At 63.5% G+C, this 12,008-nt stretch carries 9 protein-coding genes; 7 read left to right on the top strand and 2 right to left on the bottom strand.

All coding sequences use genetic code 11. The features are described 5' to 3' along the window. Window positions 1–48 precede the first annotated feature (48 nt). Window positions 49–1,056 (top strand): carbohydrate kinase family protein, encoded by a 1,008-nt coding sequence (locus HMPREF3176_RS05775; RefSeq protein ID WP_083286275.1) that lies wholly within the window; start codon window positions 49–51, stop codon window positions 1,054–1,056. Between the two features lie 18 nt (window positions 1,057–1,074). Here HMPREF3176_RS05775 and HMPREF3176_RS05770 read toward each other — a convergent pair whose 3' ends face one another. Next, the gene (locus HMPREF3176_RS05770) at window positions 1,075–1,710 is read right to left on the bottom strand and encodes an MBL fold metallo-hydrolase (RefSeq protein ID WP_061212220.1); all 636 of its coding nucleotides are present in this window, start codon (window positions 1,708–1,710) and stop codon (window positions 1,075–1,077) included. A gap of 39 nt (window positions 1,711–1,749) precedes the next feature. Next, the gene (locus HMPREF3176_RS05765) at window positions 1,750–2,853 is read right to left on the bottom strand and encodes an S-(hydroxymethyl)mycothiol dehydrogenase (RefSeq protein ID WP_070459189.1); all 1,104 of its coding nucleotides are present in this window, start codon (window positions 2,851–2,853) and stop codon (window positions 1,750–1,752) included. 260 nt (window positions 2,854–3,113) lie between these two features. Here HMPREF3176_RS05765 and pheS point away from each other — a divergent pair, with 260 nt between their 5' ends. From pheS to tyrS, 6 genes are all read left to right on the top strand, one after another. Further along, window positions 3,114–4,184 carry a phenylalanine--tRNA ligase subunit alpha gene (gene pheS / locus HMPREF3176_RS05760; RefSeq protein ID WP_034374040.1) on the top strand — a complete coding sequence of 357 codons (1,071 nt, stop codon included), beginning with the start codon at window positions 3,114–3,116 and terminating at the stop codon, window positions 4,182–4,184. Window positions 4,185–4,187: 3 nt separating this feature from the next. Beyond that, complete coding sequence (pheT, locus tag HMPREF3176_RS05755) at window positions 4,188–6,782, top strand: phenylalanine--tRNA ligase subunit beta (protein WP_070458888.1); 2,595 nt, start codon at window positions 4,188–4,190, stop codon at window positions 6,780–6,782. A 166-nt stretch (window positions 6,783–6,948) separates the two neighbouring features. Beyond that, the gene (locus tag HMPREF3176_RS05750; RefSeq protein ID WP_070458886.1) at window positions 6,949–7,491 is read left to right on the top strand and encodes an arginine repressor; all 543 of its coding nucleotides are present in this window, start codon (window positions 6,949–6,951) and stop codon (window positions 7,489–7,491) included. 49 nt (window positions 7,492–7,540) lie between these two features. Then, complete coding sequence (locus tag HMPREF3176_RS05745) at window positions 7,541–8,782, top strand: argininosuccinate synthase (protein ID WP_070458884.1); 1,242 nt, start codon at window positions 7,541–7,543, stop codon at window positions 8,780–8,782. Between the two features lie 5 nt (window positions 8,783–8,787). Next, a complete protein-coding gene (gene argH, locus HMPREF3176_RS05740; protein WP_070458882.1) occupies window positions 8,788–10,248 on the top strand; it encodes an argininosuccinate lyase in 1,461 nt (486 codons plus the stop codon). 71 nt (window positions 10,249–10,319) lie between these two features. Further along, window positions 10,320–11,594, top strand: coding sequence for a tyrosine--tRNA ligase (tyrS, locus tag HMPREF3176_RS05735; RefSeq protein ID WP_070458881.1), 1,275 nt, complete (start codon window positions 10,320–10,322; stop codon window positions 11,592–11,594). The last annotated feature ends 414 nt before the right edge of the window (window positions 11,595–12,008 follow it).

The following is a 12,008-nucleotide window of genomic DNA, read 5'->3' as shown; positions in this document are numbered from 1 at the left end:
TGCACTCGCGTCTTTGACGGGCGCCCGTGCGCGCCATAGCCTTTTTACGTGACGAACCTGAATCAAGATCTAGCCTGCAACGATGCGGCACCCACGACCCTATCGCTTCGTGATCTCGCATGCGTGGGACCTGTGTTCCTCGATGTCCTTTTCACGCCTTTCACCCAGCTCCCGGATCTTGGCGAGGAGTGTCATACGCAGTCCGTTGCCCTCGCTGTTGGAGGCGCGGCAAACGTTGCGCGTGCCGCGGCGGCGCTCGATATGGACGTCACGCTCGGAACCGAGCTTGGTGAAGGGCCTATTTCCCGACTCGTCGAGCCGATGCTCGAGGCCGACGGTGTGGGACTCGGAGCGAGCGTGAGGCGCGCTGGCTGGGATGTTCCGTGTACAGCGGCGATCCCGTACGAAGGCGATCGCATGTTCTACACGGGGGGCCTGCCGAGCGCTCCGCTCGCGACGACCGAGCATGTTCTTGCCGAGCAAGCGCAGCACCTCACGGTCTCGCTCGAGCGCGACACCATGCCTCTGCTTGCGGCGGAGCGGGAGCGCGGCACGCGAATCTGGGCCGACGTTGGCCACGATGACTCGGGCGCGTGGGATCCGGCGATCTTGCGCCACCTCGAGCACTGCTACGCGTTTTGCCCAAATGACGAGGAGGCCAAGCGCTACACACGTACCGATTCCGCGCTCGAGGCCGCGCGCGCACTTGCCGATCGGGTGGAGCTCGTCGTGGTGTCTCGTGGCCGAAAGGGGCTTGTCGCGATCGATGCGGGTCGCGGTCAGGTGCTCGAGAGGCCGGGGTTTGTCGTCGAGCGTGCGAATGCGACGGGGGCGGGGGACACGCTCGTGGCGGCGCTCGTGACCGCGGTGGTCGCGGGGCGTGAGCTCGGGGAGGCTCTCGATTTTGCTCAGCTCGTCGCCGCTGCGCGCGTTGCGGGTGCTGCCGCGCACGGTATGCCGCCGGGGAGAGAGGCGCTCAGCGCTTTCGCTGGCACGTATGGAGCGCGAGAAAAAGAGCTGGTCGAGGAGACCCTCGACCAGCTCGCTTCGCGGTAATTGCGGCGTGAGGGGCGTTTAGAGCCAGTCGCCCTTCGCGCGCTCACGCTCGGCGCCGATCGTTGTATCCGGGCCGTGGCCCGTGTGAACGATGGTCGCGTCGTCGAGGCTAAAGAGCTTTTCGCGGATGCTGTCTTCAATTTGCCCTCGGTCGCTGTAGGACCGTCCGGTCGCGCCGGGGCCCCCTTCGAAGAGCGTGTCGCCGGAGAACACTTGATCGGGCTCGCCTTCGGTGGTGCTGCGCAGGAGGTAGCACACCGACCCGGGGGAGTGCCCGGGCGTGTGGATGACGTTGAGCTCGTGGTCGGCGATGCTGAAAGCGTCGCCGTCCTCAAGGTCGGCATCCCATTCGAGATCTCCGTGGGTGAGTGCCCACAGCTTCTTATCGCCCGGGTGCAGGAGCATCGGTGCGTCAAAGCGCTCGGCGAGCTCAGGGGCAAAACGCGCGTGGTCGTCGTGGGCATGCGTCAAGAGGATCGCGAGGAGCGTACGCTCGCCCACGAGCTTTTCAATGGTGTCGATGTCGTGTGGAGCGTCGATCACGACGCAGTCCTCGTCGTTGCCGACGACCCACACGTTGTTGGCGACGTCGAATGTCTCGCCGTCGAGGGTAAATGTGCCCTCGGTGACGGCATGGTCGATTCGGAGGTTCATGGTGAAGTCCTTTTTCGGTGATGTGCGTGAGGGTTGGATTTAGGCGCGTGGCATTTCCACGACACTGCGGAGAATGGTGCCGCCCTTCATACGCTCGAAAGCGCCCTCGACATCCGTGAGCGCGATGCGTTCGCTCACAAATTCGTCGAGGGGTAGGCGGCCTTGTGCGAAGAGATCAGCGAGGTAAGGAAAGTCGCGCTCGGGCAGGCAGTCCCCGTACCATGAGCTCTTGAGGGAGCCGCCCCGACTGAACACGTCGATCAGGGGCAGCGTGATTTCGGCGGTCGGGTTTGGTACGCCGACGAGGACAACACGCCCCGCGAGGTCGCGCCCGTAGAAGGCTGCGGTGTACGTGGCGGGGATACCGACGGCATCGACGACGACGTCGGCACCAAAGCCGCCCGTGAGCTCCCGGATTCTTTCGGCAACCTCCTCAGGTTCGAGCCCTTTCGTGGCAACCGTGTGGGTGGCTCCGAGGGCGCGTGCTTTGTCAAACTTCTTGTCGTCGAGGTCGAGAGCGATGATCGTGGTGGCGCCACCGAGTTTTGCGCCGGCAACGGCGGCGAGTCCGACGCCACCCGCGCCGATCACCGCAACCGACTCACCACGCTGGACCTCGCCCGTGTTGAGCGCCGCGCCGATTCCGGCCATGACGCCGCATCCGAGGAGGCCGACGGCTGCCGCATCGGCATTGGGATCGACCTTCGTGCACTGGAGTTCGTGAACGAGGGTTTTTTCGGCGAAGGAGCCGATGCCGAGGGCGGCCGTGAGTTCGGTGCCGTCGGTGAGGGTCACCGGTTTCGAGGCATTGAAGGTGTCGAAGCAGTATTTCGGCTCGCCCTTTTTGCATGCGCGGCACTGCCCGCACACGGCGCGCCAGTTAAGGATGACGGTGTCTCCAACCTCGACGTGGGTGACATCCTCGCCGATCTCACTTACGACTGCGGTTGCCTCGTGACCGAGCAGAAACGGGTAGTCGTCGGTGATGTCTCCGTTGCGGTAGGCGAGATCGGTATGGCACACCCCGCACGTGTTCACGTCGACGATCACGTCGCGCGGGCCGGGCTCGGGAATCATAATGTCGACGACCTCCGCGGGTTCATGTGCGGCGAAGGAGACGAGTCCTTGGACTGTCGTGGGCATGAGGGGAGCCTTTCTGTTGTCGCGCGGTTCAAGGCGCGGGGGAACGCCCGGAAGGGTGCGCGTGCGCCGCCAGGTGCGGAGCTTTGCGCTGAGAGGGCGTGCAAGCCCCACCGTATCGCCCACGTATCATTACTAATGCAAAGAACGTGCACCCCGCGTATGTATCCGATGCCAGCGGCGATCGAGTGCGGGCATGCGCGCGTGCTGTGTCAACGTGAGGATGTGGAGAATTCGTGTCAGATGTGACGAACAGTGTGGACATGAGCGAGGAGGCGATCGCGCGCGCGGTCGATTCTGCGCTCGCCGCGATTGCGGAGGCCACGACGTCGGCCGAGATCAAGCAGGTGCGCATCGCCCATGTCGGGGACGATTCCCCGCTTTCACGCGCGAACCGCGGCATTAAGGATCTACCCAACGAGAAGAAAGCCGCTGCTGGCAAGCTCATCGGCGGTTCCAAGGGGCGCGTGCAGCAGGCACTCGCGGCGCGCTCGAAGGAGATCGCCGAGAAGGAGGAAGCCGAGGCGCTCGCGAAGGATCGCGTGGATGTCACGACAGCAGTTGACCGGCTTCCGCGCGGTGCACGCCACCCACTCGGAATCCTCCAGGACCGCATCGCGGACGTATTTGTTGGCCTCGGTTGGGAAATCGCGGAAGGCCCAGAGATCGAAGCCGAGTGGTTCAACTTCGACGCGCTCAACTTCGACGAGGACCATCCTGCGCGCCAGATGCAAGACACGTTCTACGTGGCGCCCGAAGGAAGCGGTCAGGTGCTGCGAACGCACACCTCTCCCGTTCAAGCGCGCACGTTGCTTGAGCGCGGCGTTCCCCTCTACATCGCCTGCCCCGGCAAAGTTTTCCGTACCGATGAACTCGATGCCACCCACGCCCCCGTGTTCAACCAGGTCGAGGGGCTCGCGATTGACCGGGATCTGACGATGGCGGATCTCGTGGGCACGCTCGACAAAGTCGCCGAGGCTCTGTTTGGCGGCAAGCCGATCACGCGTCTGCGACCCTCATACTTCCCGTTCACCGAACCGAGCGCCGAGATGGACTTCCGATGCTTCAAATGCGAGGCGAAGAACGGTCTCGATGCCGATGCGGATCCCGCGTGCCGCGTGTGCAGCGGAACGGGCTGGATTGAAATGGGCGGCTGCGGCATGGTCAACCCCGCTGTGCTTCGCGCTTGCGGGATCGATCCGAGTGAATACCGCGGCTTCGCGTTCGGCCTCGGAATTGAGCGCATCCTCATGCTGCGCAACTCGGTAACGGACATGCACGACATCGTGGAGGGCGACGTGCGCTTCTCCCAGCACTACGGAACGGAGATCTGAGCAATGCCTCGCATTCCCCTTTCATGGCTCGGCGAACACGTTGAGCTTGCCGATGGCGCTACCGCCGAGGCTGTCGCAGCCTCGCTCGTCTCCGTCGGCCTCGAGGAAGAAGGTATCTTTGGCGCTCAGGTTACGGGGCCCCTCGTCGTGGGCCGCGTCTTGAACCTCGTCAAAGAAACCCACAAAAACGGTAAGACCGTCAATTGGTGCCGCGTCGACGTTGGCGACGCGCACAATGAAGCACTCGACAACCCGAAAGATCCGCAGCCCGGCGAAGAAGTGCCGAGCCGCGGCATCATTTGCGGTGCGCACAACTTCGTCGAAGGTGACCTCGTCGTGGTGTCACTTCCCGGAACCGTTCTTCCCGGGAACTTCGAGATTGCGGCACGCAAGACCTATGGTCACATTTCCGACGGCATGATCTGCTCGACCAGCGAGCTGGGCCTCGGCGAGGATCCCGAGGACGGCATCATCGTTCTCGGCCGCGGGATCGCCGACGGTATCGAAGCGAAGCCTGGCGATGACGCGATCGCCCTTTTTGGCCTCGATGAGGAAGTCGTTGAGATCAACGTGACGCCCGATCGCGGCTACTGTTTCTCGATGCGAGGCGTTGCACGCGAGTACTCCCACGCGACCGGGGCGCGCTTCACCGACCCCGCCCTTGAGATCGAGGTGCCCGAGGCAAGCGGTGAGGGCATTCAGGTCCTCCTCGAAGATGACGCCCCGATCCGCGGCAACGTCGGCGCGACCTCCTATGTCGCCCAGCGCGTGAACGGCGTGGACACCTCGGCTCCTAGCCCTCGTTGGATGCAGCAGCGTCTTTCGCTCGCTGGCATGCGCCCGATCTCGCTCATCGTCGACGTCGGCAACTACGTCATGCTCGATCTCGGCCAGCCGCTGCACATGTTCGATGCCGCGAAGCTTACGGAACCGATCGTGGTGCGCCGCGCTAAGCAAGGCGAGGTGCTCACGACTCTCGACGACAAGGCCCGCACGCTTCACCCCGAGGACCTCGTGGTGGCGGACTCGACCGGCGGGCACGGCGCACGTCCCGTCGCGCTCGCGGGCGTCATGGGCGGAAGCGAAACCGAGGTCGACTCCTCGACCGTCGACGTCGTGATTGAGGCTGCGCATTTCGACCCGACGACTCAGGCGCGCACCGCGCGCCGCCACAAGCTCGTGTCCGAGGCCGGCAAGCGTGGCGAGCGCGGGGTCGATCCTGCGCTGGTGGAGGTTGCAGCCCGGCGTGCCGCCCAGCTCCTCGTCGAGTACGGCGGTGGAACGCTTGACTCGAACCGAACGCACGCGCGCGCCGGAAAGGAGGTCGCGACCGAAATTTCGCTGCCTCTTGACTACGCGGAGCGTGTTGTGGGCGTTGCATACACGCGTGAGCAGGTCGTCGGATCGCTCGAGAAGATCGGCTGCACCGTTTCCTCCGCCGCCGGCGGAGACAACGGAGAGGAAACTCTCACGGTTGTTCCGCCCACGTGGCGCGGCGATCTTCGCATCCCCGAGGATCTCGTCGAGGAAACTGCGCGGCTCGAGGGTTATGACGCGATTGCGTCGAGGCTGCCGTCGGCCCCCGGCGGGCGCGGCCTCACTCGCGCCCAGCGGGCGAGGCGTGCGGTCGCAAATGCCCTCGCTGAGGCGGGCGCGACCGAAGTCGTGAGCTTCCCGTTCACGAACGACAAAGCTTTCGCGAAGCTTCGTTTGCCGGAGGATTCTCCGCTGCGCAATGCGGTGCGACTGCTCAATCCGCTCGCTGACGATGAACCGCTCATGCGAACGGCGATTCTCGAAACTCTTCTTCCCGTTGCCCAGCGCAATCTCGCGCGCGGCGAGGATTCGGTTGCGGTCTTCGAGTCCGGTCTCGTTTTCGAAAAGCGAGGCGAACGCGTTCCGCTGCCGAGCGCTTCCTCACGTCCCAGCGATGCCGAGTTGGAGGAGATCGCTTCCTCGCTCGCAAAGCAAGATCGCCACGTTGCTCTCGTGGCGGGCGGCCCCATCACTGCTGCGGGACCGTTGACCAAGCCTCGTGCATGGGACTGGGCCGATGCGATTGCCTTCGCGCGTCGCGTCGCTGCCGCTGCCGGTACCGAACTCGTGGTCGAACAGGGAACAGCGAGTGCTTTCCACCCGGGTCGCACGGCGATCCTGTCGACCATCGAGGGGGAGCGTGTGGGCATTGCCGGCGAGCTTCACCCGGCGGTCATCAAGGCGTTCAGTCTTCCGAAGAACGCGGCTGCGTTTGAGCTTGATCTCGAAGCCGTGATTGAGTCCGCACCCGCCGTGGTGCCGGCGGAGCCGATCTCGACGTTCCCGATCGCCAAGGAAGATTTTGCGTTCGTCGTGAATGACGACACGCCTGCCGAGGCCGTGCGTGCGGCCCTCATCGTGGGGATTGGCGATGTTGCGGAAGAGGTTCGCCTCTTTGACGAATACCGCGGTGACCAGGTCCCTGAGGGCAAGAAGTCGCTCGCATTCGCCGTGCGACTTAGGCCTCATGAGAAGACGCTCAAGGGCGCCGAGATCGACGAGATTCGTGCCCGAGCCATCGCCGCGGTTGAATCGGCCGTGGGTGGTGAGCTGCGCGCCTAAGGACTTCGCCCCTCGCGGGTAAGCAGTCGGCCTGAGCCCCGTCGCTTGCATTGAGCGGCGGGGCTCAGGCTTTTTATGTATAGTCATGCATGCGACTGCAATAGAATGCTTTGGCGGTGCGCGGTGTGCCGCCCGCGCGAGGACCCCTCGGCATGAAAGGACATCGATGAGCGATCAACCGCAGCAACCGCAGACCAAGATCTCGCGCCAACGCAAGATCGTCGACATCCTGAACCGTACCGAGGTCACATCGCAAACCGCTCTTCTCGCGCTTTTGGAGAAAGACGGCGTGAGCGTTACTCAGGCGACGCTGTCGCGCGACCTCGTGGAGCTGCGTGCCGAAAAGGTGCGTTCGAGCTCCGGTTCTCTCGTGTACATGCTTCCTCCCGAAGGAGGCGAGCGGGTTCACAGTTTGCGACGCCCACCCTCGCAAGAACACTACGCGGCGAGGCTTCAACGCCTTGCGGAAGAGCTGCTCGTGAGCGCGGAGGCGAGCGACAACCTGGTGGTCGTGCGCACGCCGCCCGGGGCTGCACAGTATCTCGCGAGCGCACTGGATCACTCCGTGCTGCCCTCGATCCTCGGCACGGTTGCGGGAGACGACACGATCCTCATCGTCGCTCGCGGCGCAGCGCAGGGGCGCGAACTCGCGGCTACGCTGCGCGAGCTCGCCGACGGTCGCCGGGCAACAGCCGACGACCACACGTAGAACACGGATGCGAGCCACCCCGATCCACTCGACCTAGGAGGAAAAACCCATGACAGAACGCATCGTTCTTGCCTACTCAGGCGGTCTCGATACATCCGTGGCTATCGGCTGGATCCACGATGCCACGGGCGCTGACGTCATCGCGTGTGCGGTGGATGTTGGCCAGGGAGGTGAAGACCTCGAAGTAATCCGCAAGCGTGCGCTGGACTGCGGAGCCGTCGAAGCATACGTCGCCGATGCACGTGAGGAGTTCGCGAGCGAATACTGCATGCCCGCCCTCAAAGCGAACGCTTTGTACATGGACGCGTACCCGGTCGTTTCCGCCCTTTCGCGCCCCGTGATCGCAAAACACCTCGTGAAGGCCGCGAAGAAATACGGTGCGAGCACCGTCGCGCATGGCTGCACCGGTAAGGGTAACGACCAGGTGCGATTCGAGGTCTCAATTACCTCGCTCGCCCCGGAACTTCAGTGCATCGCACCCGTGCGAGACCTCGCACTCACTCGCGACAAGGCAATCGACTACGCGGAGAAAAACAACCTCCCGATCACCACGACGAAGCACAACCCGTTCTCCATTGACCAGAACGTTTGGGGACGCGCGATCGAAACCGGGTTCCTCGAGGATATTTGGAACGAGCCGACGAAAGACGTGTACAACTACACGGATGACCCGGCATTTCCACCGGTCTCCGATGAGCTCGTCGTGACGTTCGAGCGCGGCATCCCGGTCGCGATCGACTCTCGTGCAGTGAGTCCGCTCGAAGCGATCCAGGAGATGAACCGCCGTGCTGGAGCTCAGGGAATTGGCCGCATCGACATCGTCGAGGACCGTCTCGTAGGTATCAAGTCGCGCGAGATTTATGAGGCCCCGGGAGCGATGGCGCTCATCGAGGCGCATCGCGAACTCGAGCGTGTGACCCTCGAGCGCGAGCAGGGGCGCTTCAAGCGAGAGGTGCAGGACCGCTGGACCGATCTCGTATACGACGGCCAGTGGTTTAGCCCTCTCAAGCGCTCGCTCGAGGCCTTCATCGACGACACCCAGCGCTACGTGAGTGGCGAGATTCGCATGCGCCTGCACGGCGGCCGCGCGACGGTAACCGGTCGCCGCAGCGACAGCAGTCTCTACGACTTCAATCTCGCGACCTACGACGAAGGCGATACCTTCGACCAATCGCATGCGAAAGGCTTCATTGAGATCTACGGTCTCGGCTCGAAGCAGGCAACGGCTCGCGATGAAAAATTCGGCAACGCACCCTCCCTCGAGGCTAACGTCGGCGCTAGCGAGGAGTGAGAGACGTGAGCGATACACACGAGGTACACAGGCGCACAGATGCGCCGGAGGAGTCCGTCGAGCGCGTCGCCCTGTGGGGCGGGCGTTTTGCCTCCGGTCCCGCCGACGTCATGGCTGCCCTGTCCAAGTCCACCGACTTCGACTGGCGCCTCGCGCCGTACGATGTTCGCGGCTCGAAGGCGCACGCGCGCGTCCTTGCACGCGCGGGGCTCTTGAGTGAGAGCGAGCTTCGCGACATGCTCGCGGCGCTTGACGAGCTCGGGCGGCGCGTTGAAACCGGGGAGTTTACGCCACACGTGAGCGATGAGGACGTCCACTCTGCCCTCGAGCGAGGCCTTCTTGAAATCGCCGGCCCGGCCCTCGGGGGGAAGCTTCGCGCGGGCCGTTCACGCAACGACCAAGTCGCAACCCTTGGGCGCATGTATATTCGCGACCACGCCCGCGTGATTGCGGCACTCACGCTTGATGTCGTAGACGCGCTCATCCAGCAAGCGTCGGAATACCCCGAGGCTCCCATGCCGGGCCGCACCCACCTTCAACACGCCCAGCCCGTGTTACTCGCGCACCACCTTCTCGCCCACGCATGGCCGCTCATGCGCGACATCGAGAGGCTACGTGACCTGGACGCGCGCGCAGCGATCTCGCCCTACGGCTCGGGTGCCCTCGCGGGATCGTCACTTGGGCTTGACCCCGAGGCAGTCGCGGTCGAACTCGGTTTTGATGCGGCGAGCGAAAACTCGATTGACGGCACGTCCGCGCGCGATGTGTACGCCGAGTACTCGTGGTGTCTCACGATGCTCGGAGTCGACCTTTCGCGACTGTCTGAAGAGATCATCGTGTGGAACACGAAGGAATTCGACTTCGTGACCCTGGACGATGCCTATTCGACCGGATCATCGATCATGCCGCAGAAGAAGAACCCCGACGTCGCCGAGCTTACGCGCGGCAAGGCCGGCCGCTTCATCGGCGACCTCGCCGGGCTGCTCGCAACTCTCAAAGCGATGCCCCTTGCCTACAACCGTGACCTGCAGGAAGACAAGGAGCCGATGTTCGATCAGACCGACCAGCTCGAGTTGCTTCTGCCGGCATTCGCGGGCATGGTGCGTACCCTCTCCTTCAACACCGAACGAATGGCGTATCTCGCGCCGCGCGGTTTTGCCCTGGCAACGGATATCGCCGAATGGCTCGTGCGCCAGGGAGTTCCCTTCCGCGAGGCTCACGAGATTTCCGGCGGATGCGTCCAACTCGCAGAATCGCGAGGCGAAGAACTGTGGGACTTGAGCGACGAGGATCTCGCGTCGGTCTCGCCCTCGCTCAAGCCCGAGGTGCGCGGCGTTCTCACGACCCTCGGATCGATCGACTCGCGTTCCTCGAAAGGGGGAACGGGGCGAAAAAGCGTCGCGACCCAGCTTCGACACGCAAAAGTGACCTCGAGCGAACTGCGGGAGTTCGCGAAGCCTCTCTAGGGGCGTGCGCTACTGTGGAGAGGATGCGCGGCGTGTGAGAGCCGCCCTGACGAAAGGAATGGAGAGGCACGATGGTCAACATCGTTGACGAGCTTGAATGGCGTGGCCTGCTGGTGAATTCGACCGGGATCGAGGCGATCCGCACCGCAGCAAACGAGGGCCCGATCAAGCTCTATTGCGGTTTTGACCCGACCGCGTCCTCCCTCCACGTTGGGCACCTCACACAGATTCTCACCATGCGCCGCTTTCAGCTCGCGGGCAACAAGCCGTTCGCCCTCGTCGGCGGCGCTACGGGCCTCGTGGGTGATCCTCGCATGTCGGGCGAGCGCAAGATGAATTCGGCCGACATCGTGGCGACCTGGGTTGAGTCGCTCCGCGGCCAGATTGAGCGCTTCCTCGATCCCGAAGGCGAATTCGGGGTCACGATGGTCAATAACTACGACTGGACCAAGGATCTCAACGTCTTGAGTTTCCTTCGCGATTACGGCTCGCAGTTCCGCATGGGCACGATGCTGTCGAAGGAAATTGTCGCGAAACGCCTGAACTCCGAAGAGGGCCTCAGCTACCTCGAGTTCTCGTACCAGATTCTCCAAGCGATGGACTTCCTTGAGCTGTACCGACGCTACGGCGTGACGCTTCAGTATGGCGGGAACGACCAGTGGGGCAACATCGTTGGCGGTGCAGAGCTGATCCGTAAGGTCGAAGGCGTGCAAACGCATGCCCTCACGACCCCGCTCGTGACGAAGGCCGATGGAACGAAGTTCGGTAAGAGCGAGGGCGGCGCCGTGTGGCTCGATCCCGAGCTCACGAGTCCGTATGCCTTCCACCAGTTCTGGCTCGGAGCTGACGACCGCGACGTGCTCAAGTACCTGCGCTACTTTACGTTCCGTCCCGAGGAAGAAATTGCAGCGGTCGAGTCGGCAACGGCCGAGCGCCCGCATGAACGTGCGGCGCAAAAGCTTCTCGCGGACGATATGACGACCCTCGTTCACGGCGAGCAGGCCACGGCCCAGGCGAAGTCGGCGGCATCGGTGCTGTTTGGGCGCGGGGATGTGCGTGAGCTCGATGATCCGACGGTTGCTGTGATCGCAGGGGAGCTTCCGTGTGTGGAGCTTCCCGCGACGGCGAGCATCGTCGAGGCCTTTACAGCTACCGAGCTTTTGAACTCGAACGGCGCAGTGCGGAGGGCACTCAAGGAAGGGGGCCTCTCGGTCAACGGCGAAAAGATTGCGGGCGACGTCGACGTTCTTGAGACCGAGCTAGGCGCGTACACCCTGCTTGCCGGTGGTTACCTGCTGCTGCGGCGCGGCAAGAAGAATGCCGCCATGGTGAAAGTTGCACGTTGAGCACGCGGTGAACCGTTGCTGAACTCGCCTATCTAGCGCCTGCTGCCCCCTCGCTGAGGGCCGCAGGCGCTGTGCATTGTGGCGGTGAGCACGCGGGCGTCTTTGTGGCTTGACCAGGGGGGTGGGGTCGCGTAGTGTATTTGTTCGTTGGTTCGCGAAGCCGAAGAAATTCGACTTCCAACCGCGGCCGAAAGTGGCCGCCGTGAAGACCGAGCACAAACCCCGGGTGAGCATCCGGTAAAGAGTGGCGCGGAACACGGTGAGTCAACTTGACCGGGTCGGAAAGGGTTGCTAAGCTAGTGACTCGCGCCGAGAGGTCGAGTGAACTTCCGGCGAACATCAGCTCCTCGCGAGCCCCACGAAAATGGGGCAACTGGGGTGTGCGTGTGTTGTTTGATATCTCAATAGTGTGTC

The organism is Dermabacter sp. HMSC08H10 (assembly GCF_001807585.1).
GTDB classification, from domain to species: domain Bacteria; phylum Actinomycetota; class Actinomycetes; order Actinomycetales; family Dermabacteraceae; genus Dermabacter; species Dermabacter hominis.
The sequence above is the reverse complement of the archived record's forward strand: the minus strand, read 5'-3'. Positions and strand labels throughout refer to the sequence as shown.

Coding starts and splice junctions, on each gene's coding strand:
- HMPREF3176_RS05770 (WP_061212220.1), bottom strand. CDS start 1,710: ATGAACCTCCGAATCGACCATGCCGTCACCGAGGGCACATTTACCCTC.
- HMPREF3176_RS05765 (WP_070459189.1), bottom strand. CDS start 2,853: ATGCCCACGACAGTCCAAGGACTCGTCTCCTTCGCCGCACATGAACCC.
- pheS (WP_034374040.1), top strand. CDS start 3,114: ATGAGCGAGGAGGCGATCGCGCGCGCGGTCGATTCTGCGCTCGCCGCG.
- pheT (WP_070458888.1), top strand. CDS start 4,188: ATGCCTCGCATTCCCCTTTCATGGCTCGGCGAACACGTTGAGCTTGCC.
- HMPREF3176_RS05750 (WP_070458886.1), top strand. CDS start 6,949: ATGAGCGATCAACCGCAGCAACCGCAGACCAAGATCTCGCGCCAACGC.
- HMPREF3176_RS05745 (WP_070458884.1), top strand. CDS start 7,541: ATGACAGAACGCATCGTTCTTGCCTACTCAGGCGGTCTCGATACATCC.
- tyrS (WP_070458881.1), top strand. CDS start 10,320: ATGGTCAACATCGTTGACGAGCTTGAATGGCGTGGCCTGCTGGTGAAT.